The 24,196-nt window shown below is 44.3% G+C and carries 22 protein-coding genes and 1 riboswitch; of the genes, 18 read left to right on the top strand and 4 right to left on the bottom strand.

Translation table 11 applies throughout. From position 1 onward, the window contains the following. The first annotated feature begins 2 nt into the window (after nt 1-2). From VSQ61_RS11370 to VSQ61_RS11395, 6 genes are all read left to right on the top strand, one after another. Nucleotides 3-902: a DUF2156 domain-containing protein gene (locus VSQ61_RS11370; RefSeq protein ID WP_334344546.1), complete on the top strand. Its 900-nt coding sequence runs from the start codon at nt 3-5 to the stop codon at nt 900-902. Nucleotides 903-946: 44 nt separating this feature from the next. Further along, nucleotides 947-2,011: a histidinol-phosphate transaminase gene (gene hisC / locus VSQ61_RS11375; RefSeq protein ID WP_334344547.1), complete on the top strand. Its 1,065-nt coding sequence runs from the start codon at nt 947-949 to the stop codon at nt 2,009-2,011. A gap of 7 nt (nt 2,012-2,018) precedes the next feature. Continuing rightward, the gene (locus VSQ61_RS11380) at nt 2,019-2,528 is read left to right on the top strand and encodes a COG2426 family protein (RefSeq protein ID WP_334344548.1); all 510 of its coding nucleotides are present in this window, start codon (nt 2,019-2,021) and stop codon (nt 2,526-2,528) included. Nucleotides 2,529-2,545: 17 nt separating this feature from the next. Then, nucleotides 2,546-3,475, top strand: a complete 930-nt coding sequence (locus VSQ61_RS11385; RefSeq protein WP_334344549.1) for a diacylglycerol/lipid kinase family protein — start codon at nt 2,546-2,548, stop codon at nt 3,473-3,475. Nucleotides 3,476-3,567: 92 nt separating this feature from the next. Further along, nucleotides 3,568-4,431, top strand: coding sequence for a class II fructose-1,6-bisphosphate aldolase (gene fba / locus VSQ61_RS11390; protein WP_172543888.1), 864 nt, complete (start codon nt 3,568-3,570; stop codon nt 4,429-4,431). Between the two features lie 112 nt (nt 4,432-4,543). Continuing rightward, entirely contained in the window at nt 4,544-6,667 is a 2,124-nt protein-coding gene (locus tag VSQ61_RS11395) for a glutamine synthetase III family protein (protein ID WP_334344550.1), read from the top strand. A gap of 119 nt (nt 6,668-6,786) precedes the next feature. Here VSQ61_RS11395 and VSQ61_RS11400 read toward each other — a convergent pair whose 3' ends face one another. Together VSQ61_RS11400 and VSQ61_RS11405 are read right to left on the bottom strand one after the other, a co-directional pair. After that, nucleotides 6,787-7,266: a bactofilin family protein gene (locus VSQ61_RS11400; RefSeq protein WP_334344551.1), complete on the bottom strand. Its 480-nt coding sequence runs from the start codon at nt 7,264-7,266 to the stop codon at nt 6,787-6,789. 78 nt (nt 7,267-7,344) lie between these two features. Beyond that, complete coding sequence (locus tag VSQ61_RS11405) at nt 7,345-8,088, bottom strand: peptidoglycan DD-metalloendopeptidase family protein (RefSeq protein ID WP_334344552.1); 744 nt, start codon at nt 8,086-8,088, stop codon at nt 7,345-7,347. Between the two features lie 242 nt (nt 8,089-8,330). Here VSQ61_RS11405 and VSQ61_RS11410 point away from each other — a divergent pair, with 242 nt between their 5' ends. The 7 genes from VSQ61_RS11410 to VSQ61_RS11440 all read left to right on the top strand — a co-directional run bounded on the left by VSQ61_RS11410 (nt 8,331) and on the right by VSQ61_RS11440 (nt 16,937). Next, nucleotides 8,331-9,686, top strand: coding sequence for an ArgE/DapE family deacylase (locus VSQ61_RS11410; RefSeq protein WP_334344553.1), 1,356 nt, complete (start codon nt 8,331-8,333; stop codon nt 9,684-9,686). Between the two features lies 1 nt (nt 9,687). Next, nucleotides 9,688-11,088 (top strand): aminopeptidase P family N-terminal domain-containing protein, encoded by a 1,401-nt coding sequence (locus VSQ61_RS11415; protein ID WP_334344554.1) that lies wholly within the window; start codon nt 9,688-9,690, stop codon nt 11,086-11,088. An 18-nt stretch (nt 11,089-11,106) separates the two neighbouring features. Further along, nucleotides 11,107-12,138, top strand: a complete 1,032-nt coding sequence (locus VSQ61_RS11420; RefSeq protein WP_334344555.1) for an ABC transporter substrate-binding protein — start codon at nt 11,107-11,109, stop codon at nt 12,136-12,138. 67 nt (nt 12,139-12,205) lie between these two features. After that, nucleotides 12,206-13,735, top strand: coding sequence for a sugar ABC transporter ATP-binding protein (locus VSQ61_RS11425; protein ID WP_334344556.1), 1,530 nt, complete (start codon nt 12,206-12,208; stop codon nt 13,733-13,735). Next, nucleotides 13,735-14,688, top strand: coding sequence for an ABC transporter permease (locus tag VSQ61_RS11430; protein WP_334344566.1), 954 nt, complete (start codon nt 13,735-13,737; stop codon nt 14,686-14,688). The genes VSQ61_RS11425 and VSQ61_RS11430 overlap by 1 nt, the downstream gene beginning before the upstream one ends. Nucleotides 14,689-14,771: 83 nt before the next feature. Next, nucleotides 14,772-15,740, top strand: coding sequence for an ABC transporter permease (locus VSQ61_RS11435; RefSeq protein ID WP_334344557.1), 969 nt, complete (start codon nt 14,772-14,774; stop codon nt 15,738-15,740). 30 nt (nt 15,741-15,770) lie between these two features. After that, nucleotides 15,771-16,937, top strand: a complete 1,167-nt coding sequence (locus tag VSQ61_RS11440) for an ROK family protein (RefSeq protein ID WP_334344558.1) — start codon at nt 15,771-15,773, stop codon at nt 16,935-16,937. A 66-nt stretch (nt 16,938-17,003) separates the two neighbouring features. On the opposite strand, the gene typA is transcribed toward VSQ61_RS11440, so the two are convergent. After that, nucleotides 17,004-18,833, bottom strand: coding sequence for a translational GTPase TypA (gene typA / locus VSQ61_RS11445; RefSeq protein WP_334344559.1), 1,830 nt, complete (start codon nt 18,831-18,833; stop codon nt 17,004-17,006). 199 nt (nt 18,834-19,032) lie between these two features. Here typA and VSQ61_RS11450 point away from each other — a divergent pair, with 199 nt between their 5' ends. From VSQ61_RS11450 to VSQ61_RS11470, 5 genes are all read left to right on the top strand, one after another. Beyond that, the gene (locus tag VSQ61_RS11450) at nt 19,033-19,662 is read left to right on the top strand and encodes a single-stranded DNA-binding protein (RefSeq protein WP_334344560.1); all 630 of its coding nucleotides are present in this window, start codon (nt 19,033-19,035) and stop codon (nt 19,660-19,662) included. 103 nt (nt 19,663-19,765) lie between these two features. Further along, entirely contained in the window at nt 19,766-20,251 is a 486-nt protein-coding gene (locus tag VSQ61_RS11455) for a cob(I)yrinic acid a,c-diamide adenosyltransferase (protein ID WP_334344561.1), read from the top strand. Nucleotides 20,252-20,314: 63 nt separating this feature from the next. Then, a riboswitch (Lysine riboswitch) is annotated at nt 20,315-20,489 on the top strand. A 199-nt stretch (nt 20,490-20,688) separates the two neighbouring features. After that, entirely contained in the window at nt 20,689-21,579 is an 891-nt protein-coding gene (gene dapA, locus VSQ61_RS11460) for a 4-hydroxy-tetrahydrodipicolinate synthase (RefSeq protein ID WP_334344562.1), read from the top strand. Continuing rightward, entirely contained in the window at nt 21,580-22,335 is a 756-nt protein-coding gene (dapB, locus tag VSQ61_RS11465) for a 4-hydroxy-tetrahydrodipicolinate reductase (RefSeq protein ID WP_334344563.1), read from the top strand. Next, nucleotides 22,335-22,982, top strand: coding sequence for a TIGR01906 family membrane protein (locus VSQ61_RS11470; RefSeq protein ID WP_334344564.1), 648 nt, complete (start codon nt 22,335-22,337; stop codon nt 22,980-22,982). Before dapB ends, VSQ61_RS11470 begins: the two co-directional genes overlap by 1 nt. A gap of 102 nt (nt 22,983-23,084) precedes the next feature. Here VSQ61_RS11470 and VSQ61_RS11475 read toward each other — a convergent pair whose 3' ends face one another. Next, on the bottom strand, nt 23,085-24,008 hold the full coding sequence (locus VSQ61_RS11475; RefSeq protein WP_334344565.1) for a tyrosine-type recombinase/integrase: 924 nt from the start codon (nt 24,006-24,008) through the stop codon (nt 23,085-23,087). Nucleotides 24,009-24,196 lie beyond the last annotated feature (188 nt).

Consider the following 24,196-nt stretch of genomic DNA (forward strand, 5'->3'; position numbering starts at 1 on the left):
CTATGGAAATCAACCTGAAGCGTCCGGAACTGGAGGATCGGACGCAGATCAATTATTATTTAAGCTATGCGGATACACGAAGCTGTGAGATGACTTTTGCCAATAGCTATCTTTGGTCACGGCATTACGATACAGGATTTGCAATTGTAGAGGACATGCTTGTATTTGGTTATACTTCAGGAACTACTTCCTTTACGGTTCCGGTAGGGCCGGGTGATTTAAAGAAGACAATCGACATCTTGATGGCTTATTGTCAGGAGAAGGGTACGCCATTCCAGCTTCATAACGTAACAAGGAAAGATTTTGACAGGCTGGAGGAGCTTTATCCGGGAATGCTTACCATTGCCTATGAACGAGATTATGCGGATTATGTGTATGAGACGGAGAAGCTTGTCAGGCTGTCGGGCAAAAAATATCACAGCAAAAAGAATCATATCAACAAGTTTAAAGCTCTCTATCCGGATTGGAGCTATGAGCCGATTACAAAAGACAATATTGAAGAGTGCTTTCAGATGGGTCTGCGTTGGAGAGAGCTGAATGGCTGTGAGGAGGATGAGGAAAAGCATGCAGAGATCTGTGTTGCACTTAACTTCCTGCGTCTCTTTGAAGAATTGGAAGTGCGTGGAGGAGCCCTGAGAGTCAATGGGAAAATTGCGGCCTTTACCATAGGAGAGCCTGTAGGAAAGGATACCCTGGTGGTGCATATTGAGAAAGCTTTTGCGGATATTCAGGGAGCTTACACCATGATCAATCAGCAGTTTGCAGAGCATGAAGGGAATGGCTTTATGTACCTCAACCGGGAGGAAGACATGGGAGAAGAAGGCCTTCGACAGGCGAAAATGTCATATAAACCCGTATTTCTTATTGAAAAAGGGGTTGTAAGAAGGACCAGTCTCCTGTAAGATAGTAGGGAATTGTATCAGAGGCAAAAGAGGAGTCTATCTTTATGAAAAAATGGGAAAAAAACATACGAAGAGTTGTGCCCTACACACCAGGGGAACAGCCCAACGAACCAAATATGATTAAACTGAATACCAATGAGAATCCCTATCCCCCTGCTCCGGGCGTTCGGCGTATGCTGAAGGAGATAAAGGAAGAGCAATTCCGGCTTTATCCGGATCCTACATCTTCAGTACTGACAGAGGCGCTGGCAGAATGCTATCACAGGCCGAAGGAGCAGTTTTTTGTGGGTGTTGGATCGGATGACGTGCTTGCGATGGCTTTTCAGACTTTTTTTAATTCTGACAAGCCAATACTTTTTCCGGATATTACCTATTCCTTCTATCCGGTTTGGGCGGATCTCTTCCGGATTCCTTATGAGCGTCCGGCGCTGGATAAGGAGTTTCGGGTTGTTAAGGAGGACTATCTGAGAGAAAACGGAGGAATCATTTTCCCCAATCCCAATGCGCCCACCGGAATTTATATGGAGCTTGACCAGGTGGAGGAGATTATCCGGCGGAATCAGGACGTGGTTGTCATTGTGGATGAAGCCTATGTGGATTTTGCCGGAGCGTCTGCTATGGAATTGACAGATCGGTATGAGAATCTTCTGGTAGTTCAGACCTTTTCCAAATCCAGATCCATGGCCGGAATGCGGATTGGTTTTGCAGTGGGAAATCCGGTTCTGATCCGGTACTTAAATGATGTAAAGTATTCTTTCAATTCTTATACCATGAGTCAGGCTGCCCTTGCGCTGGGGGCAGCAGCAGTAAAGGATGAAGATTATTTTAAGGAAACCATAAGGAGGATTGTGGAAACCAGAGAGCGGACGAAAAAAGAGCTGTCAGCTTTGGGATTCCGGTTTCCGGATTCCGGCTCCAATTTTATCTTTGCTTCTCATGAAACTTGTCCGGCTAAGGAGCTTTTTGAGGCTCTCAGAGGGCACCAGATCTATGTGCGGTATTTTGAGGAACCAAGGGTCTGTGATTATCTGCGGATTACGGTAGGAACAGATGAACAAATGGATGCGCTGCTGGCATTTTTGAGAGAATACATCAATGAGAAAGGATAAGTAAATTATGACAGAGACATTAGTACAGTGGTTTGTGGAAAATCTGGGAGGAAGTGCGGCCAAGGAGCTTGTTATTTTTATTATTTCCATGATTCCTATTTTGGAGTTGAGAGGAGGGCTTCTGGCAGCCGGCCCGGCTTTTTTGGATGTGGAGATGTGGAGGGCAATTCCCATATGCATTGTGGGAAATCTGATTCCGGTTCCCTTTATTCTTCTGTTTATTACAGCGATTTTCAACTGGCTCAAAAAGACGAAGATTTTTCGCCCTATGGTAGAGAAGCTTGAAAACCGGGCTATGAATAAAAAGGATCAGATAGAGAAGTATGAATTTTGGGGATTGCTGCTTTTTGTGGGGATTCCTCTGCCGGGTACAGGTGCCTGGACGGGGTCCCTCATTGCTTCCCTTCTTGGAATTAGATTCAGAAAAGCATTTCCGGCAGTTATTTTGGGTGTGCTGCTGGCGGCATTTATTATGACTATCTTATCATATACCATCCTGGGTTCAATTTTTGGTTAAAAGGAGAGGTGAAGGCTGTGGAGTGGCCGAAAAAGAAATTGTATTTTATTTACAATCCCCATGCAGGAAAGGAGCATATTAAGGGAAAGCTGTATGGGATCCTGCAGGTTATGGCAGATGCGGGGTATGAGCTGACGGTTTACCCTACCAAAGGGGCGCAGGACGCTGTGGATCAGTTGATACAAATGCCGGAAGGCTATGATCTGGTGGTGTGCAGCGGAGGAGACGGAACGCTGGATGAAGTGGTGACAGGGATGATGCAGCGGGAGGAGAAGCTTCCCATTGGCTATATTCCTGCAGGCACCTGCAATGATTTTGCCCGTTCCTTAAAGATTCCGGTTAATATGGCGGAGGCGGCCCAGATTGCCGTTCAGGGACAGAATTTTCTATGTGATGTGGGGTCCTTTAATGATAAACATTTTATCTATATTGCGGCTTTCGGCATTTTTACGGATGTATCCTACTCTACCAAGCAGGAGGTAAAGAACGTTCTGGGACAGATGGCCTATATTCTGGAGGGTATGAAAAGCATCTATAATGTGAAGTCCTATCAGCTGAAAGTGACCAGCGAGGAAATGAGCTTTGAGGGAGATTTCCTTTTTGGCATGGTGACCAACTCCAAGTCCGTGGGAGGATTTAAGGGAATTGTGGGCAAGGATGTAGTCTTTGATGACGGCGTGTATGAGGTAACTTTTATCCGGAGGCCCAGGAATCCCATGGAGCTGCAGGAGATTCTGGCAGCGCTTTTGGTGAAGGAGATAGACAGTAAGTATATGTATTCCTTCCGAAGCGCCCGGATCGAGGTGGAGGCGCAAGAACCTATTCCCTGGACACTGGACGGGGAGTTTGGCGGAGAGCATGCCCATGCGGTGATTTCCAACAATCCAAGAGCGGTAGAGATTCGTGTTACGGAGGAGTGCAGGAAAAGTATATCCTGCAGGCAGTAAAAGCGTGGCGGCAGGTGAAAAACTTCTTGCCAGAAAACAGGCAGATCATATATAATAGACAAGTATGAAAAAGAAAGCGGAGGTAAAAAGCTATGTTAGTATCAGCAGCAGAGATGCTTAAGAAGGCAAAAGCAGGACATTATGCAGTAGGACAGTTTAACATCAACAATCTGGAGTGGACAAAGGCAGTGCTTTTAACTGCTCAGGAAAATAATTCTCCTGTAATTCTCGGTGTATCCGAAGGTGCGGGAAAATATATGGCAGGTTACAAGACTGTAGTGGGAATGGTGAATGGAATGCTTGAAGAGCTGAACATCACTGTGCCGGTTGCCCTTCATTTGGATCATGGCAGCTACGATGCATGCTATAAGTGTATTGAGGCAGGCTTCTCATCCATTATGTTTGATGGCTCTCATTACCCCATTGAGGAAAATATTGAGAAGACCAAGGAGCTGGTAAAGGTCTGCGCAGAGAAGGGAATCTCTCTGGAGGCAGAGGTTGGCTCCATTGGAGGTGAGGAAGACGGCGTTATCGGCATGGGTGAGTGTGCGGATCCCAAGGAGTGCAAGGCCATTGCAGATTTGGGTATTGACTTCTTGGCAGCAGGTATCGGCAACATTCATGGAAAATATCCGGAGAATTGGGCAGGCTTAAGCTTTGAGACACTGGATGCGATTCAGCAGCTTACAGGCGAGATGCCTTTGGTTCTGCACGGAGGTACAGGTATTCCTACAGATATGATTAAGAAGGCTATTGACTTGGGAGTATCTAAGATCAATGTTAATACAGAGTGCCAGTTATCCTTTGCAGCAGCAACCAGAAAATATGTAGAAGAGGGCAAGGATCAGCAGGGTAAGGGCTATGATCCAAGAAAGCTCTTAGCTCCTGGTTTTGAAGCAATTAAGGAAACTGTAAAGGAGAAGATGGAGATTTTCGGATCCATTGGAAAGGCCTGAGAACAAAATTATAAGGGGCGGTGCAGGATGCACTGCCCTTATTACAATTTTACTTGCATTTTCTTAAGATTTTCAGTATCTTAAGAAAGAAAAACATGCGAGGGAGACAATGATGGCAGAGAAAACAAATATATCTAAAATATTCGGAGAAAATGTATTTAATGACACAGTGATGCAGGAGCGTCTGCCGAAAAAGATTTACCGGGAGCTGAAGCTGACGATTCAGGAAGGAAAAGAGCTGGATCTGGCGGTAGCTGACGTGGTGGCTCATGAGATGAAGGAGTGGGCTATTGAACAGGGTGCAACTCATTATTCTCACTGGTTTCAGCCTTTGACAGGGGCTACAGCAGAAAAGCATGATGCCTTTCTCTCAGCGCCCAAAACTGATGGAAAGGTTCTTATGGAGTTTTCCGGAAAGGAGCTGGTAAAGGGGGAACCGGATGCTTCTTCTTTTCCCTCAGGAGGCTTAAGGGCAACCTTCGAGGCAAGAGGCTATACGGCCTGGGACTGCACTTCACCGGCCTTTGTAAAAAAGGATGCGGATGGTTCCAGAGCGATTTTGTATATTCCTACGGCATTTTGTTCCTATAAAGGTGAGGCGCTGGATCAGAAGACACCCCTTCTGCGTTCCATGGAGGCTGTCAGCAAGCAGGCCCTTCGGCTGCTCCGCCTTTTTGGCAATGAAACTTCTCACAGGGTAACGCCTTCCGTGGGAGCGGAGCAGGAATACTTTCTGGTAGATAGAGAGAAATATTTAAAACGTAAGGATTTGGTGTTCACCGGACGAACATTGTTTGGGGCTATGCCGCCTAAGGGACAGGAACTGGATGATCATTATTTTGGTGTTATCCGGGAACGGATTGCAGACTTTATGGAGGATGTGAACCGGGAGCTGTGGAAGCTTGGAGTATCGGCAAAGACACAGCACAATGAGGTAGCTCCCGGACAGCATGAGCTTGCACCCATCTATGCAGAATGCAATGTGGCAGTAGATCACAATCAGCTCGTTATGGAGACACTGAAAAAGGTTGCCTACCAGCACGGATTACAGTGTCTGCTTCATGAGAAGCCTTTTGCCGGCGTAAACGGCTCAGGAAAGCATAACAACTGGTCTCTAACTACGGATGATGGAATCAATTTGCTGGATCCAGGACGGACACCCCATGAAAATATTCAGTTTTTGCTGATTTTAACTTGTATTTTGAAGGCTGTAGATAATCATGCGGCATTGCTTCGGGAATCCGCCGCAGATGTGGGCAATGATCACCGGCTAGGGGCAAGCGAGGCACCGCCGGCTATTATCTCAGTTTATCTGGGAGAGCAGCTTGAAGATGTGCTTTCTCAGCTTATCAGTACAGGTGAGGCCACACATAGTTTGAAAGGCGGTCATCTTCACACGGGAGTCCGGACGCTTCCGGATTTTGCAAAGGATGCAACAGACCGCAACCGCACTTCGCCCTTCGCCTTTACGGGCAACAAGTTTGAGTTCCGCATGGTAGGCTCCAGAGATTCTATCGCGGCGCCTAATGTAGTACTCAATACCATTGTGGCACAGGCATTTTCAGAGGCAAGTGAATACTTGGAGCAGGCAAAAGATTTTGATTTGGCAGTCCATGATCTGATTAAGAAATATGCTTCCGATCATCAGCGGATTGTCTTTAATGGGAATGGATATTCGGAAGAATGGGTTGAGGAAGCCAGGCGGCGGGGGCTGCCCAATATTAAGACGATGGTAGATTCGATTCCGGTTTTGACAGAGGAGAAGACCATAGAGCTATTTGAAAAGTTTGGGGTATTCACTCGGGCAGAGCTTCAGTCCCGAGCGGAGATTCAATATGAGACCTATGCCAAGGCTATCAATATTGAGTCCAGAGCTATGATTGATATTGCAAGCAAGCATATTATTCCGTCTGTTTTGCAGTATACCACAGCACTTGCGACCTCCATAAATCAGATACGGGAGGCCTGCGGTGAGGCGAACATCAGTGTACAGATCGAACTTTTAAAGGAGTGTTCCTCTCTTCTGGCAGCCACAAAGGCCGCTTTAAGAAAGCTTATGGAGGTAACAGATGCTTCTCAGGGGAAAAAGGAGGGAAGAACCAGGGCTGTATATTTTCAGGATGTGGTGGTTCCGGCCATGGGGGATCTGCGCCAGCCGGTGGATAAGCTGGAGATGCTGGTTGCAAAAGATATGTGGCCTATGCCCTCTTATGGGGATCTGCTTTTTGAGGTGTAATCTGCCCTGACTTGCTGTTTTGCAGGAATGAAAAAGGACAGTAGTTTATAGCCAAGGCTATCAGCCGCTGTCCTTTTAAAGGCTTATGTAAGAATTTTCAGAAATGCCCAGTAGTTGATTTAGTATTTGTCCAGATCATCGGACTTGCTGTTGGACTTTGCCTCTGTCTCTGTCTTGTCTTCTGCTTTAGGCGGTTCTTCCTCTTCAAGCTCCAGAGCGGCGGCATGGTTAGTTACCATGGCGCATCTGCCGTCAAAGAAAGCATCCTCGTCAATGACAAGGGAGCGTGCTGTGATATTGCCGGACAATTTTCCGGTAGCAAGCAGCTCCAGCTTACCGGAAGCAGCGACATCTCCTACAACCTTACCGGAAAGAATCACATTCTGAGCTCTAATATTTCCCTTAATTTGTCCTTCCGTACCAAGAATCAGATTTGCTTTGCAGTCACAATTACCGGTTAAGGTACCGTCGATCCGGATGGCCTCCGGAGCTGAGATATCACCCTTAAAGATTGCGCCGGGACCGATGATGGTACCGATCTTTGCTGTTTGAGTTTCTACCGTAGTGGTAGTGGGGGTGGGTTTGCTTTTTCCTAACATGATAAAATCCTCCTTAACTTAATTACACAGAATCCTTCCAGTGCATGAACCAGCCATACACTGGCAGATATTGCTGTTTTATCCTTTTGCATCGATTATGGTCAGCGGATCAATGGGTTCTCCATTTAAGAGAACTTGATAATCCAGCTGACAGTCATCCGATGTAATGGTCATCAAACTGTCGCCGGCCTGAACCTGAGCGCCTTCTTCCGTATTCACTTCCGCATCCTGATGAAGCAGGTAACGAGTTGTATAGCCGCCTTCATGCTCTACCTCAATAATATGGGCATAGGTATCATCGGAGCTAACGGCTGTCACAGTTCCGTTCCCGGCAGCTACAATATGGGCATCCGTATAGGCGCTGATGGAGATGTAAGGCTGCTCGTCAGAATAGGAAGTTTTCTGCATGCCTACACCATCGGAAGGATAGAGGTCAGGAACTGGGGACTCTTCTTCTTCCTCTTCGCTTGTCTCTTCTTCAGGAACTTCTTCCGGTGCCTCTGCTGCCTCAACCTGCCGCTGCAGTGCTTCATTCTCTGCTGCAAGTGTCAGTTTATCCTTTGTCAATGCTTCCTTTTCCGTCTCAAGCTGCTGAAGCTGCTCTTTCAAGGAGGCCGCTTCCTGACGCAGAACCTGCTGGGCCCCGTCTGCCACTGAAGCCTGGTAGATAAGCCAGCCTATGACAAGGCAGAGAAAAATAACAAAAGCAGCACAAAACCGGAGCGTAAAAGCAGATACCTGAAATTGTCTGCTTTTTCCATTGGTATTGGAAACCATGAGAACGGAATAGATTTCTTTACGTTTATGTCTCTGGTCTTTCATTTTTTACCTCCTGGAATTTTTATTATACCATAAAGAGGGAAAAAAGGAAACAAAGAAAAGGGATCATTTTATGATTTTATAATTTATAATAATTGGAATAAATAAATACTTTTTTGGCTACTATTACTAGTATTTACATCAAAAATTTGGTTATTATTAACCTAGAATTTAGTTGAAATATCCAAGTTATTGTGTTACTCTATTATTAACTTCAGTGGAATAAATAATGAAAGGAGGATATTATGGGGAGTCATAATAAAAAAAATGAGGTGTTAAGATGGATTGAATCCAATCAGGAGCAGCTAGTAGAATTGCTTAGAAGCATGGTAAAATCTAGGCCGGTTAATGGAGCGCTATCTGAAACGGAAAATGAAAAAGAAGTCCAGAAGATCGTTGGGCAGGTTATTCAGGATATGGGGCTTTGTGTGAATTCCGTGCCGGTAGATTTATCACAGCTGGAAGCATATCGGGGAATGCCCGGATTTGTAACGGGTTACACGGATCAAATTGATTTTACGGAAAGAGAAAATGTTTATACCCGAATAGAGGGAAATAACACAGGGGAAAAAAGATCTCTAATGCTGGTTGGACATGCAGATGTTGTTCCGGTTGAAAATCCTGAAAAGTGGGATTATCCACCGTTTGAGGGACAGGAGGCAAAAGGTTTCCTTTATGGCAGAGGAACTGTAGATATGCTGGGTGGAATAGCAGGAATGCTCATAGCAATGAAGGCAATACAGGAAAATCATGTAAAGCTGAAAGGTGATATCTGGTTTGGGAGCATTGTTGGAGAAGAAACTGGAGGAACAGGCATGCTGGCCTTTTCTGAATTTTTGAGAAAAGAAGGCATTTTTGCAGATGCAGCCATTATGGGTGAACCTACAAACCTGCAACTGAGCCTTTTGTGCAGAGGAATCCTTTGGGTAGATGTAGAGGTTTATGGAAAGACAGGACATCTGGAGGTTACACAGCCTCATTGGAGCCAGGGTGGCGTTGTAAGTGCCATTGAAAAAGCATTTCATCTGGCTGACGCAATTGAAGAATTAAACAAAGATTGGGAGTCCAGACCGGATAAAAATCATGAGCTGTTAAGGTTGCCTTGCCAGGCAAAACTTTCCAAAATCCAGGGTGGACACCATCATTCCAGCTATCCGGATCGATGTGTTCTCAGTTATAATCTCCAGGTTCTTCCTCATGAGACAGATGAAAATGGCCTTGGAACGGTTACAAAAAGAGAATTTGAAGAGTATATTGCAAAAGTAGCTGCCAGTGATCCATGGATGAGAGAACATCCACCTAAGGTAACCTGGATTTTGGAAGCAAATTGTGGCGAGGTACCCAGGGAGCATCCGTTTGTAGACGCTTTTATGAGGACAGCAAAAGAAATTACGCCAGAAATAACATTGACCGGCTCGGAATTCCATACAGATAATGAATGGCCGCAGAAGCTGGCAGGCATTCCAACGGTTAACTTTGGACCGGGAAATCCCGCATTAGCTCATAATGATAATGAACGGTGCAGTATCTGGCAGCTTGTGGAATATACAAAGATTATTGCATGTCAGTGTATGGACTGGTGCGGATATGAGGAGGAATAAGGTGAACATTACAACAGCAGATCAAATTATATACGGGGAAGTAAAAAATCCTGAAAAGTGGATAGGAATGGAATTTCCCGAAGTCCCAAAATCTGTTTATGAGAGGAGAATTCAAAAGGTTCGGGAGCGGATGCAGGAAGAAAAGCTGGATTTTCTATTTATATATGCAGACAAAGAACACTGCGGAAACTTTGAGTATTTGTGCGGTTATGATCCAAGATATGAAGAAGCCGCTTTAATTGTTCCAATGGAAGGAAATTGTCATGTAATCCTGGGAAATGAATGTTACAGCCTGCATGTACTTTCCAAAATTCCGGTTATACCACATTTATATCAAGTTTTTTCCCTACCGAATCAGCCCTTCAGAGAATCCAGCCGGTTAGATGTAATATTAAAAGAATCCGGTATCAAGAAGGGAGATCGAATTGGAGTCTGTGGATGGAAGCTGTTTCCGGAGCATGAGGGTACTAATGGTTATCTGGACATTCCATGGTATCTGATCAAGGAACTCTCAAACCAAACGGAGGGCATCCATTGTCTGACAGATGCGAACGGAATTTTTATTCATCCAAGAGACGGACTCCGCACAGTAAATGAAGCAGAGCAGATTTCATATTTTGAATATGGAGCTGCGCTGACCTCAAATAAAATGCTGGATGCACTTGATGCCATGGAACCAGGAAAGAGCGGACAAGAACTGGCAGAGGTTTTGTCACCGATGGGCCTTCCCATGACCAGCCATGTGATGTTTGCTTCCGGAGAGCGGACGGCGGTCAGCCTGACCAGTCCCGGTTCCAGAAAAATCCAGATGGGAGATGTAATTAACTTCTCATTTAGTCTGCGGGGCGGATTGACCTGCAGAGCAGGATATGCGGTAGAGGAAGAAGAACAGCTTAGGGAAGATGTTAGGGACTATCTGGAGAAGATAGTAAAACCATATTTTGCCACAGCTGTATCATGGCTGGAGCAGATCGGAATCGGAATCAGCGGGGGTGCTATGTATGACCTGGTAGAAAAGATTTTTCCCCAGAAAAAATTTGGCTGGGTATTGAATCCGGGACATTTGACAGGAACAGAGGAATGGCTGGCATCACCTATTTATCCGGGATCCGATATTTTGCTGAAAAGTGGTCAGATTCTGCAGCTGGATATTATTCCGGACAGTATTTCTCCGTATTTTACATCCAATCTGGAGGATGGAATTTTATTGGCAGATAAAGAGCTTCGAGAGGAAATCCGGAAGAAATATCCTGATATGTGGAATAGGATGCAGAAGCGGAGAGAGTATATAGAACAGAAGATCGGCATTTTTATGAAGCCGGAAGTGCTTCCTATGTCGAACACACTTGGGTTGTTAAGGCCTTTCTTTTTTAATAAAAGAAAAGCTATGAAAAAGCAATAAATTAAAGGAGGAAAAGAAATGAGAAACAGAAAAAAAGTATTATCAGTAGTATTGGCGGGGATTCTGGCAGTATTGATGGCAGGGTGTTCCACAGAGGCAGAAAAAGCTGCAGAGGTGCCAGAAGCAGAGAACCAGCAGGAAGCGGAAGTGACCCCACAGGAAGAAACAGTTGGAAATGGTGACAAGCTTGTTATAGCGTTTTCCCAGACAGATAATGTAGGAGGTTTTAAAATTGCTGAAACAGAGAGTATTCGGGAATCTGTTACTGCAGAGGGCTGGGAGCTTCTTTTCACGGATGCACAGGCATCAACGGAGAAACAGGTATCGGATATTGAAGATTTGATATCCCAGAAGCCAGATTATTTGGTAATTGCTCCCAGAGAAGCAGAGGGACTTTCAACTGCCTTAGAAGCAGCGAAGGCTGCCGGTATTCCGGTCATTTTAGTAGACAGACTGGCGAATGGAGAAGCGGGCGTGGACTATGTTACCTGCCTCCAGTCAGACTGCGTATGGGAAGGTGAAGCAGCAGCAAAATGGCTGGCAGAGGCAACAGAAGGAAAGGCAAATATTGTAGTGCTGGAAGGAACACCTGGAGCTACATCGGGTATTGACAGGCGGGAAGGATTCCAGAAAGTATTGGAAGATTATCCGGATATGAAAATTATTGCATCACAGACAGCAAACTTTATGCGTGCGGAAGCCCAGAAGGTATTCGAAAATATTCTGCAGGCACATGGAGACGAAATTACAGCAGTTTATGCGGACAATGATGATATGACTCTGGGAGCGATCCAGTCAGCAAAGGCAGCAGGGCTTAAACCGGGTGAAGATATCATTTTTATTGGCGTAGATGGAACAAAGGAAGCCGTAGAGGCGATAAAAACAGGAGAAATTGGATGTATCGTAGAGTGTAACGCACATTTTGGTCCTGGAGTAGTAGATGTAATTAAGAAGTTGGAAAATGGAGAGAGTGTTCCTACGGAAATTATCAGTGATGATATGGTTTTTGATATAACAAACATTGATACGGCATTAGAGAGAGCATTTTAAGAAAGAGCTCAAAACACGGCGGGGTGCTTTTAGCGCCCTGCCGTCTATACAAAAAGGGGGCAACGATATGGCAGAAAGCACAGTGCTTCGAATACGGGATGTATCCAAACAATTTCCGGGAGTAAAAGCTCTGTCTCATGTATCCATGGAAGTAAAAAAAGGAGAAATCCGGGCTTTAATGGGAGAAAATGGTGCAGGAAAATCTACACTTATCAAGATACTTACAGGAATTTACCAGTTTGAAGAAGGAGAGATCGAATTTGACGGAAAACAGGTACATTCCAAATCGGCAATCGAGATGCAGAAAATGGGTGTAAGCACCATATATCAGGAGATTAATTTAATTCCATATCTGTCGGTGGCAGAAAATATCTATATTGGAAAAGAACCCACAAAGCACGGAAAGATTGATTGGGAACAGGTAAAGAAAAAAGCGCAAGAGGCTTTGCAGGATCTGGGAATCTCTTTAGATGTCACACAGAAGATCAATCAATTGAGCACAGCTTTGCAGCAGATGGTGGCTATTGCACGTGCTCTTCAGACAGATGCCAAACTGTTTATTATGGATGAAGCTACATCATCATTGGATAAAAGAGAGGTGGAGCGCCTCTTTGATGTGATTCGAAATCTGAAGGAGCGGGGAATTGCTGTTATTTTTGTGAGTCATCGTATGGATGAACTGTTTCAGATCTGCGATTCCGTGACTGTTTTAAAGGATGGAGAATTGGTTGGCACCTATGATATGAGTGAAATGAATCACCACATGCTGGTATCAAAGATGATTGGCAGGGATGCGGCTGAGATCATCGGGCAGAGAAAGCAGTATCGGATAGATTGGGAACAGAAGCCTGTTATGTGTGAGGTAAAAGATATTCGAAAAAAGACAAAGCTAAACGGTGTAAACTTAAAAATTCGGGAAGGCGAGATTGTAGGGCTTGCAGGACTTTTGGGCTCCGGAAGGACCGAACTTGCCAAAATTATTTTTGGAGAAGATACCGCTTATGATGGAGATGTACTGATTGATGGAGAAAAAGTTCATTCTCCAAATGTGAAAAAATCTATTGAGAAGGGAGTTGTGTACTGTCCGGAGGATCGGAAAACCGAAGGTGTATTTTTAGGTATGTCCGTAGAAGATAATTTAACCATATCAATTCTGCAAAGTCTGCTTCGGGCAGGATTTGTTAAAAAAAAGAAAAAGAAAGAGATTGTTGAAGAATATATCAAAAGAATCAATATCAAAACGCCCACCAGGGGAACTGTGGTGCGCTCTTTGAGCGGTGGAAATCAGCAGAAAGTAATTCTGGCCCGGTGGCTGGCAGGAAAGCCAAGGCTGATTATATTAGATGAGCCTACAAGGGGAATTGATGTAGGAGCAAAATCAGAGATTGAGAAACTCATACAACAGCTGGCTGGGGAGGGTATCAGTGTTCTGTATATATCTTCGGAGATTGAAGAATTGGTTCGCGGATGTGATCGGATAGCAGTCCTTCGGGAAGGTACTGTATTTGGTGAACTTTCCGGACAAGACATTACTTCTGAAAATCTTCTGCATATGATTGCCGGAGAAAATATAATTGAGGCAGGAGGGGAATTGTGATGAAGAAAATCTGGAAGATAGATACGGTTTCTCTATTTTTCCAAAAATATGGCGCGGTTGCAGTATTCCTGCTTCTGGTTTTGGTGAATGCAGTTTTTACACCTAACTTTGTAAATGTTTCAACTATGTGGAACATTATTGCTCAAATGACGCCGATTATGTATATTTCTGTGGGAATGACTTTTGTAATTGGAACATCAGGAATTGACCTGTCCGTAGGCTCAACGCTGGCATTCTGTTCTATTATTCTGGCTCGCATGCTGCAGCTGGGATATCCTGTTCTTGCAGCAATTGGAGTGATTCTTTTGATTGGTGCAATAATAGGAATTTTTAACGGATTTATGGTTTCAAAAATGGGGATTCAGCCAATTATACTTACCATTGTTATGCAGATGATTTTGAGAGGATTTGCTATTTTTGTCAGTGAGGGAAAGAGCATTCCAATTACAAACAGCATCCTATCGTCTCTGGGACTGCATCGATTTCAGGGAGGAGTACCAATCCAGATTATTTATGTAGGCATTATTTTGGCTGTAGGCTGGATTTTGGCAAAAAAGATGGCACTTGGAAGCTATGTGGAAGCTATTGGAGACAATGAGAAGGCAGCGTTTCTGGCAGGAGTCCGTATTGTGGGAATAACAGTTCTGGTATATATGCTGTCGGGAGTAATGTCTGCATTAGCAGGAGTTTTGGAAGCAGCCAGAAGCGGAGCAGTGGACCCGAGTATTGTAGGCGATTTATATGAGGTAGATGCGATTGCAGCAACAGCTATAGGAGGAACATCATTAGATGGTGGAAAACCAAATATAATAGGAACATTTTTTGGTGTTATGACAATGATTCTCATTACTATGACAATTAATATGAATAACATTCCGTATGAGATTTCGAATATTGTGAAAGCATTTATTATTCTTTTCTCTTTGTATATGAGAAGGGAATCTAAAGCATAATCCGGTTAAAGAAATATCATGAACAAAATTTTAAATCAGCATCTGGCAGGCTGATAAGGATGCGGATTGGAATAGGAGGAAAAATGGAGAAAAAATGGAATGGGAAAAATTTTTTCGCAAAAAATGGTTCCTGGATGGCTTTATTTCTTTTAGCCGTAGTTTCCACTATATTAAACGGGAAAAATTTTCTGTCTGTCAGCAACATATTGAATCTGCTTCGTCAGGTCAGTATGCTGGGACTGGCAACTATAGGAGTAAATTTTATTATCATTGCAGGATGTAAAGATTTATCAGTGGGAGGTATTGCAGCAGTATGCAGTATGGTAGCAGCTTTTTTGTCTCCTTATGGAACGGCAGCAGCGATTATAGGAGGAACGCTTACAGCACTTCTTCTTGGTACATTAAATGGTTTTCTTGTAGCTGTTTTAAAGATCCTCCCATTTATTGCGACATTAGGAACCATGATTGCATTTAATGGTATAGCATTACTGGTGCATGATGGAAAATCCTTGGCCATCAGCGAAAACAGCGCTGGATTTGAGTTTTTGGGCAGAGGTCTGATACTGAACATCCCATTTCCTATTTTGATTTTTGTAGTAACGGCAGCAGTGGCGATTTATGTATCAAAGCATACCAGATATGGGAGAGCAGTATATGCTATCGGAGGAAATGAAGAATCAGCAGTTATGATGGGAATTCAGGTTGCCAAAACAAAGATGCTCTTATACATTTTCAGTGGACTACTGGCAGGATTTGGTGGTATAATGATGTCGTCAAGGTTAAATGCAGGCATTCCCTTTACTGGAAAGGGCTGGGATATGTATACGATTGCAGCTGTAGTAATGGGAGGAACATTGATTCGGGGCGGGGAAGGAAAAATCAGCGGTGCGGTGGCCGGAATTTTAATATGGGGCATTATTCAGAATATGATTAATATGATGGGTGATGTGAGTACTTACTGGCAGCAGATTATTATGGGATTTATTCTTTTGGGTGCAGTCATTGTTCAGAATATTGCCGAACGGCGCAGAGGCGCTATCAATGAGGGATAAAGGACTGGATATATGCAGGGAAGGCACATAGTGAAACAAGATTCAGACTTGATGCATCAAAGAAATATGAAGATGATATATAAGCTGATTAAAAGTGAAAGGGTGACAACAAAAGCAAAACTAACCCGTATAACGAAGTTGAGTCCAACCAGTATTGGCAGGATTGTCGGGGAGCTTATTGAGAATCAGTTTGTACAGGAAGTCGGGCAGGAAAGTAATGGAGTCGGAAGAAAGGCAACCTCGCTTAGCTTGAATCCGAATAGGGTTCTGGCCATTGGAGTAAGTGTGGATCGAGGATTGATTCAGGCTGGAATTGTCAACGTAGAGGGAGAGCTGTGTGCCAGCATAGAGAGACCAATTGATCATTCTATTAGTCAGGAGATGCTCATCAGAAAGACAGTAGAATTGATAGAAGACCTGATAGGGCGGTATGACGGGAAACTGAAACAGGCACTTGTAGGAATCGGAATAAGTGTGCCAGGGCCTGTAGCATGGCCGGAAGGTATTATGCAGTATTCTCCTCAGTTTCGCTGGGGAAATTGTAACTTCAGAGAAGAACTGCAGAAGCAGTTAAAACGTTCGGTTCTTGTGGAAAATAATGTAAAGTCAATGGCGATTGCTGAGCATTTGTTTGGCGATATGAAGGAATATACAGATTTTATTGTATTTAATGTAGGCAGTGGTGTGGGTGCGGCAGTAATTTCAAAGGGAAGGCTTTGCAGGGGGGCCAGCAATTTTGCTGGAGAAATAGGACATACGATTATCGATCCGAATGGTCCCCTGTGTGATTGCGGGAGACATGGCTGCTTTCAGACTTATGTCAGCATGAATAGTGTCCAGGAGCATTTTGGCATGCCGTTCTCAGAAGTGATTGCAAAGAGGAATGCAGATAAGGAAGTTCAGGAGTATCTGGAACAGGTGACGGATCGCTTTGCAATTATGACAGCTAATCTGGTTAATTATTATGATACAAAGTGTGTTTTGTTCCATGGACAAATGCAACAGGAATGGCCGGAAATGGTAAATATAATTAAAGAGAAAGCAGATAAGCTGATATGGAAATCTCTAAGCAAGGAATTTGAGGTTTTGGGAGCAGATATAAAAAGTGAGATGGTAGCATCAGCATCTGTGATCTTGAGTGAATTTTTGGAAGCGGATAATTTGGAGGCTGTAGAAATTCCACGAAAAGAGATATAAATTATAAGAAAAGAGGGACTGCGGGATTGAAGCAGTCCCTTTTGAAATATCTGGAAGCAAGCTTTACTATTTGCTAAAATTAGCACGTTTCCGAAGAGTGGGATCTAGGATCTTCTTACGGATTCTTAAAGACTTGGGAGTAATCTCCAGCAGCTCATCCGTATCAATAAATTCCAGACACTGCTCCAGACTTAAAATTCTTGGGGGAGTCAGCTTTAGGGCCTCATCGGCGCTGGAGGATCGGGTGTTGGTGAGTTTTTTGGTCTTGCAGACATTCAGTTCAATATCCTCAGCTTTGCCATTTTGACCAATGACCATACCGGCATATACCTTTTCACCCGGTCCAATAAAGAGAGAACCCCGTTCCTGAGCGTTAAAAAGTCCATAGGTAATAGCCTCGCCTGGTTCAAAAGCAATAAGAGAGCCTTGTTTCCGATACTGAATATCTCCTTTGTAAGGACCATAGCCTTCAAAAATAGTATTTAATACACCGGTTCCCTTTGTATCCGTCAAAAATTCTCCCCGATATCCGATAAGACCCCGGGCAGGGATCAAAAATTCCAGGCGGGTAGAACCGCTGCCGTTGCTGCTCATGTTTATAAGCTCACCCTTGCGCTCGCCCAGCTTTTGGATTACATTGCCGGAATACTCATCATCTACATCAATATAAGCCCGCTCCATAGGCTCCAGGCGATGACCTTTTTCATCTGTGCGGTAGAGTACCTCAGCCTTACTTACTGCGAATTCATAGCCCTCACGGCGCATATTCTCTATTAAGACAGATAAATGAAGCTCGCCGCGGCCGGAAACTTTAAAACACTCTGTAGTTTCTGTTTCCTCCACTCGAAGGCTTACATCCGTATTCAATTCACGGAACAGACGATCCCGAAGATGACGGGATGTCACATATTTTCCTTCCTTCCCTGCAAGGGGGCTGTCATTTACCAGAAAATGCATGGCAATGGTAGGCTCGGAAATCTTTTGGAAGGGGATGGGCTCGGGATGCTCCGGGGAGCACAGGGTATCCCCAATATGGATATCTGCGATGCCGGAGATGGCTACAATGGAGCCGATACCAGCCTCAGTTACATCCACCTTGTTCAGGCCGTCAAACTCGTAGAGCTTGCTGATTTTTACCTTTTTGCACTGTTCCGGGTTATGATGATTGACCATTACCATCTCTTGATTTACCCGAATGGACCCATTGTCCACCTTGCCTACACCAATACGGCCTACATATTCATTATAATCTATGGTACTGATTAAGACTTGAGTTCCGGCGTCCGGATCGCCTTCCGGAGCAGGGATGGAATTGATAATAGTCTCAAAAAGAGGTGTCATATCCTTAGGTTCATCCTCCAGATTCAGAAGTGCGTATCCGTCTCTGGCTGAGGCAAAGACAAATGGACAGTCAAGCTGGGCGTCAGAGGCATCCAGATCCATCAGAAGTTCCAGAACCTCGTCGATAACCTCGGCGGGCCTTGCCTCCGGCCGGTCAATTTTGTTGATGCAGACAATTACCGGAAGTTCCAGCTCCAGTGCCTTGCGAAGTACAAATTTTGTCTGGGGCATAGAGCCTTCAAAAGCATCCACCACCAGAATAACGCCATTGACCATCTTAAGGACACGTTCCACCTCTCCGCCGAAATCTGCATGTCCTGGTGTGTCAATAATGTTGATTTTAATATCTTTGTAGGTAACTGCTGTGTTTTTAGAAAGGATAGTGATGCCGCGTTCCCGCTCAATATCGCCGGAATCCATCACCCGTTCCGCAACCGCCTGATTGGCACGGAATACGCCGCTTTGCTTTAGCAGCTCGTCCACCAATGTAGTCTTGCCGTGATCTACATGAGCAATAATTGCAATATTTCGAATATCATTTCTTTTCATAATCATTTCCTCATTGCTGCTGTTTTGTACATTTTCTTTTCATTAACTTATACAGTTTACCACATTTAACGAGGAATACAACAGGAAAATAGGGGAGGAAATAAAAAAATTATAAAATTTCCAAAAAATGGTTCTAAAGTGTTTTTTTGCGTCATATATATTTAAAGATACCAAAATACAAGAAGAAGAAGGGAGAACATGCGTAATGTCAGATAAGGTTATTGAAAACAACCAAGTGTCGGTAATCGGAGAAATTGTTTCGGAATTTACATTTAGTCATGAGGTCTTTGGAGAGGGCTTTTATATGATGGATGTATTAGTGAAGCGGCTGAGTGATTCCGCTGATGTGATTCCGGTTATGATTTCGGAGCGGCTGATTAATATCGGGGAGGATTATACTGGAGAATATATCCGGGTTGCCGGTCAGTTCCGCTCTTATAACAGACACGAAGAGAAGAAAAACAGGCTGGTGCTGTCTGTTTTTGCCAGAGAAGTGGAATTTCTGGAGGACGAGGTGGAGAATGCGAAAACCAACCAGATTTACCTGGATGGGTACATATGTAAGACACCTGTATACCGGAAAACGCCTCTTGGCAGAGAGATTGCGGATCTGCTGATTGCAGTAAACCGTCCTTATGGAAAATCAGATTATATTCCCTGCATCTGCTGGGGCAGGAATGCTCGTTTTGCATCGGGCTTCGAGGTAGGAGGTCACGCTCAGATCTGGGGGCGTATTCAGAGCCGGGAATATGTGAAAAAAATAGATGAGGAAGAATCGGAAAAGCGTATTGCTTATGAGGTCTCTGTGAGTAAGCTGGACTATGATGAAAACTAAAAGATTTGCAATTCTCCTGTAATTAGTGTATGATAGATACATTATTACACCATGACGTCTGATGCCCCTGCCTTTTATCAGGGAGCAGGAAAGGAGTGCAGGGATGGAGAAAGGACAGATTATGATTATCTGCGGTGAGGGAAAGGGAAAGACCTCCGCAGCCATTGGCCGGGGAATTTCCGGCGCCAGCAAGGGAAAGTCTGTGATTATTATCCGGTTCCTGAAAGGAAAGGTTAAGGAAAAGGATGAGTTTATCAAGCGTCTGGAACCAGAGATTAAGGTATTTTCTTTTGAAAAATGGGATGTGGATTATGAATCCTTATCACCGGAGGAACAGCAGGAAGAAGCATTGAATATCCGCAACGGCATAAACTTTGCCAGAAAGGTGATGAGCACAGACGGCTGTGATATATTGATTCTGGATGAGGTTTTAGGACTGGTAGACAGGGGAATTATCACGGAGGAAGAGCTGACGGCTTTGGTGGAAGCCAAGGACGAAAGCATGGAACTGGTACTGACAGGGATCAATATGTGCGATTCGCTGTATTCTTATGCGGATAATGTGGTTCAGATTGCAGCTTTGAAGTAGAGGAAATTTGTTGACAATCAAATATCCTTATGATACAGTAAGGCTGATATGGACAATTAAAGATAAAAAGATAGAGGTTGCGTTCTCCAAGAGTACCTCTTCGGATATGGCAGACATAGAAGAAGGAGAGGAAAAGGGGCGGACGCCGAAAGAAATAGCCTTCTGCAGGCGGTTTCTTGGGCATATGCTGAAGAAGCATGTGACTGTCATCAGACATTGATGGGGCGCTATCGGAAGAATTCAGTAGCAAAAGAGCGATTCTTTAGGGGCGGACTTCATAAGGGTCAGCCCCACTTTTGTATTATGAAACTGGAAACAGTAATATCCTGTCAGTGCACAGAACGATTTACAGACACATGCTACTGTGGCTGGAAATTGTTCTACTATAGGTGCACTGGTAGGATATTACGGAACTTAAAATACTAGGAGGAAAGGATATGGCTATTTTTAAAGGAGCAGCGGTGGCTATTGTTACACCATTTAAAGAAAACAGGGAGATTAATTTCCCGAAGCTTAAGGAACTTTTGGACTTTCAGATTGCCAATCATACGGATGCTATCGTTATCTGCGGTACTACGGGCGAGTCTTCCACTTTGACGCATGAGGAGCATCTGGAGGCGATTAAGTTTACCATAGACCATGTGGCAGGCCGGGTTCCGGTCATTGCGGGAACTGGATCCAATTGTACGGAGACGGCTATCTATCTGTCAACCGAGGCGGAGAAGTATGGTGCGGATGCTTTGCTCATTGTAACTCCTTATTATAATAAGGCAACGCAGAAGGGACTGATTGCCCACTATACGGCGATTGCCAATTCGGTAAAGCTTCCAATCATCATGTATAATGTGCCCAGTCGGACAGGCTGCAACATTCAGCCTCAGACTGCAGTGGAACTGGCAAGAAATGTGGAGAACATTGTGGGAATCAAGGAAGCCAGTGGAAATATTTCGCAGGTGGCGAAGCTGATGGAGCTGGCGGACGGATGTATTGAGCTGTATTCCGGAAATGATGATCAGGTGGTTCCCCTGTTGTCATTGGGAGGCTTGGGAGTGATCTCCGTATTGTCCAATGTGGCGCCGAAGGAGACTCATGATATGGTAGCGAAGTTCCTGGAGGGAGATATTGCAGGCAGCAGGGAGATTCAGCTTCGGGCGATTCCTCTGGTGGATCAGCTGTTCTGTGAGGTGAATCCCATTCCGGTGAAAGCGGCTTTAAATTTGATGGGCATGGAGGCAGGACCTTTACGGATGCCTTTGACAGAGATGGAACCGGAGCATAGAGAGAATCTGAAGAAAGCAATGATTGATTTTGGAATCGAGGTTAAATAGATGATTAAGGTACTGATGCATGGCTGTAACGGCCGAATGGGACAGATGATTGCAGGGCTTCTGAAGGATGATGCGGAGGCAGAGATTGTAGCAGGTGTAGATGCCTTTGACGGTGTGTCCAATCCGTTTCCGGTATTTTCAAGGATTGGGGATTGCCATGTGAAAGCGGATGTGGTGATTGATTTTTCCAATGCAGGTGCGGTGGACGGAGTGCTTGACTACTGCGTGGCTGCAAAGACTCCGGTGGTTCTGTGTACTACGGGGCTGTCTGAGGAGCAGCTTGCCAGAGTAGAGGAAGCGGCGAAGGAGACAGCGGTACTAAAGTCTGCCAATATGTCACTTGGGATTAATCTTCTTCTGAAGCTTTTGAAGGAAGCGGCTCCGGTTCTCTCGGAAGCGGGCTTTGATATTGAGATTGTGGAGAAGCATCATAATCAAAAGGTAGATGCTCCCAGCGGAACGGCAATTGCTTTAGCGGATGCCATCAATGAAGCGGAGGATGGAGCTTATACATATGTCTATGACAGAAGCCAGGTGCGGCAGAAGCGGGATGCAAAGGAGCTTGGGATCTCGGCAGTCCGGGGCGGAACCATTGTTGGGGATCATGATGTGATTTTTGCAGGTACGGACGAGGTGATTACCTTTGAGCATCGGGCTTATTCCAGGGCTGTCTTTGGAAAGGGTGCTATTCAGGCGGCAAAGTTTCTGGCAGGCAAGCCTGCCGGACGGTATGATATGAGTGATGTGATTGGGTGATGAAGAAAAATAATCTTGTATTTCATACGCTGTTAGCTCTTGTGCTGACGCTGACAATTATTTCTGTGTCTGTGGTATTTACACTGGCTTTTCGCCCTCTCTATTATATGGATATTTCTGCCCTTGATATTTCAGAGCAGTCAGGATATTCGGAAGCAGAGATCCGGGAAAATTATGATGTTCTGATAGACTATAATCTTTCTTTTGGCAAAGACCAGCTGCAGTTTCCAACTCTTGCCATGTCAGAACCGGGGCGGATTCATTTTGAAGAGGTTCGTGATATTTTTAATATTTTTAAATATATGGCAATTGCAGGCGTGATATTGAGTATAGGGGGAATTGTGTTTTGTATTCACAGAAAGGAGTACAGATATCTGAAGCTCACCTCCATTCTGGCTGTGGCATTGCCTGCTGTGCTTGGTCTGCTGGTGGCTTTGAACTGGGATTGGGCTTTTGTAACCTTTCATCATATAGCCTTTGACAATGATTATTGGATTTTTGATCCTTTTACAGATCCGGTGATCACAATCCTGCCGGATACCTTTTTTATGCATTGCGCTTTGATGATTCTTGGGTGTGTGGTGCTTGGGAGTGTTGTCTGCGGGCTTGTTTATAGGAAATGTAAAAGACGAAAAATCAATGTATAATTCGGTTTGGACAATTTCAGTATGGACTACGAGTGCGTTGACCGTTTGGGAAGCAGACTAATTGCCAAGCGGTCAATGCACTGGAAAGCGGTAAGGCATTTTTCAATCCCCAACCACCATCAAATTCCGAGGATGTTTATTAAATAAAATATCCTTTTGCTTTACATTGGACACATGGGTATAGATTTCCGTGGTACTGATAGAGCTATGCCCAAGTATTCTTTGGATATATCGGATATCAACATCCTGTTCCAGCAGGAGAGTTGCAAAGGAGTGCCGGAACATATGTGGTGTTAAGTGCTGCTCGATGTTGGCAAGCTTGGCGTAGCGGTTAATCATAAAGCGGACGGACTGATCCGATAATTTTTGCTGCAGTCTGTTTACAAAAAAATATCCGCATATTTCTATATCAGTCTTAAAGGTCTCCTGATACAAAAGAAGTGCAGAGAGAACCTCCGGATTGCCAATCTGCAGAATTCGTTCTTTGGCGCCTTTTCCATAGATTAAGATGCTGTTGCTTTCAAAATCTATATCAGCCGGTTTTAGAGAGCAGAGCTCTGATATCCGTATTCCGGTTGCAAAGAGAAGTTCAACCACAGCAATATCCCGAATGCAGCAATGGAGCTGATGCTCAGAGGCTGCTTTTTCTTTTTGTGTGTACAGGGCCGAGAGAAATGTCTGTATGGAATGGAAAGGGATTGTCTTAGGGAGAAGCTTTGCTTCCCGAAAACGAATGTCCAGCTTAGAGAATGGATTTTCGTTTAATAGTTCTTTGTATTCCATATAATGGAAGAATGTCTTTAATGCAGCAATTTTTCGTTTTACTGTTTTGGGCTTGTATGCTTTATGTAAGTGCGTGATGTAGCTGTCAACAGTGTCTTTGGAATAAAATTCTAAATGAGTTTTCTGATAGTCATCGTATTGTTTCAGGTCGATTCGGTATGCTTTTAAGGTTTTCGGATCCAGTCGTTTCCGGCATTCACAATATTCCAGATATTCAGCAACGTAGTAATTGAATGTATTCATAATATAGAGATGCTCCTTTGGCTTTTAGTTTATTATGCCTGTTTGGGGAGGGGTTTGTCTATGGTTCGTTGCTTTAAAATGTAAAATTGGGGGTCAAAAATGAATAGAATAGGGACAGGGTGATCTTGGAGAGGGAAAAGGTGGTATAATATTTTGCTAACAAAACAAATGTAGATTTGGGAATAAAG

Source organism: Candidatus Merdisoma sp. JLR.KK006 (assembly GCF_036941035.1).
In the GTDB taxonomy this organism is placed as follows: Bacteria; Bacillota; Clostridia; order Lachnospirales; family Lachnospiraceae; genus Laedolimicola.

What these genes read in the sequence shown, in the direction of transcription:
- VSQ61_RS11370 (WP_334344546.1), top strand. Translation starts at nt 3, where the DNA reads ATGGAAATCAACCTGAAGCGTCCGGAACTGGAGGATCGGACGCAGATC.
- hisC (WP_334344547.1), top strand. Translation starts at nt 947, where the DNA reads ATGAAAAAATGGGAAAAAAACATACGAAGAGTTGTGCCCTACACACCA.
- VSQ61_RS11380 (WP_334344548.1), top strand. Translation starts at nt 2,019, where the DNA reads ATGACAGAGACATTAGTACAGTGGTTTGTGGAAAATCTGGGAGGAAGT.
- fba (WP_172543888.1), top strand. Translation starts at nt 3,568, where the DNA reads ATGTTAGTATCAGCAGCAGAGATGCTTAAGAAGGCAAAAGCAGGACAT.
- VSQ61_RS11395 (WP_334344550.1), top strand. Translation starts at nt 4,544, where the DNA reads ATGGCAGAGAAAACAAATATATCTAAAATATTCGGAGAAAATGTATTT.
- VSQ61_RS11400 (WP_334344551.1), bottom strand. Translation starts at nt 7,266, where the DNA reads ATGTTAGGAAAAAGCAAACCCACCCCCACTACCACTACGGTAGAAACT.
- VSQ61_RS11405 (WP_334344552.1), bottom strand. Translation starts at nt 8,088, where the DNA reads ATGAAAGACCAGAGACATAAACGTAAAGAAATCTATTCCGTTCTCATG.
- VSQ61_RS11410 (WP_334344553.1), top strand. Translation starts at nt 8,331, where the DNA reads ATGGGGAGTCATAATAAAAAAAATGAGGTGTTAAGATGGATTGAATCC.
- VSQ61_RS11420 (WP_334344555.1), top strand. Translation starts at nt 11,107, where the DNA reads ATGAGAAACAGAAAAAAAGTATTATCAGTAGTATTGGCGGGGATTCTG.
- VSQ61_RS11425 (WP_334344556.1), top strand. Translation starts at nt 12,206, where the DNA reads ATGGCAGAAAGCACAGTGCTTCGAATACGGGATGTATCCAAACAATTT.
- VSQ61_RS11430 (WP_334344566.1), top strand. Translation starts at nt 13,735, where the DNA reads ATGAAGAAAATCTGGAAGATAGATACGGTTTCTCTATTTTTCCAAAAA.
- VSQ61_RS11435 (WP_334344557.1), top strand. Translation starts at nt 14,772, where the DNA reads ATGGAGAAAAAATGGAATGGGAAAAATTTTTTCGCAAAAAATGGTTCC.
- typA (WP_334344559.1), bottom strand. Translation starts at nt 18,833, where the DNA reads ATGATTATGAAAAGAAATGATATTCGAAATATTGCAATTATTGCTCAT.
- VSQ61_RS11450 (WP_334344560.1), top strand. Translation starts at nt 19,033, where the DNA reads ATGTCAGATAAGGTTATTGAAAACAACCAAGTGTCGGTAATCGGAGAA.
- VSQ61_RS11455 (WP_334344561.1), top strand. Translation starts at nt 19,766, where the DNA reads ATGGAGAAAGGACAGATTATGATTATCTGCGGTGAGGGAAAGGGAAAG.
- dapA (WP_334344562.1), top strand. Translation starts at nt 20,689, where the DNA reads ATGGCTATTTTTAAAGGAGCAGCGGTGGCTATTGTTACACCATTTAAA.
- dapB (WP_334344563.1), top strand. Translation starts at nt 21,580, where the DNA reads ATGATTAAGGTACTGATGCATGGCTGTAACGGCCGAATGGGACAGATG.
- VSQ61_RS11470 (WP_334344564.1), top strand. Translation starts at nt 22,335, where the DNA reads ATGAAGAAAAATAATCTTGTATTTCATACGCTGTTAGCTCTTGTGCTG.
- VSQ61_RS11475 (WP_334344565.1), bottom strand. Translation starts at nt 24,008, where the DNA reads ATGAATACATTCAATTACTACGTTGCTGAATATCTGGAATATTGTGAA.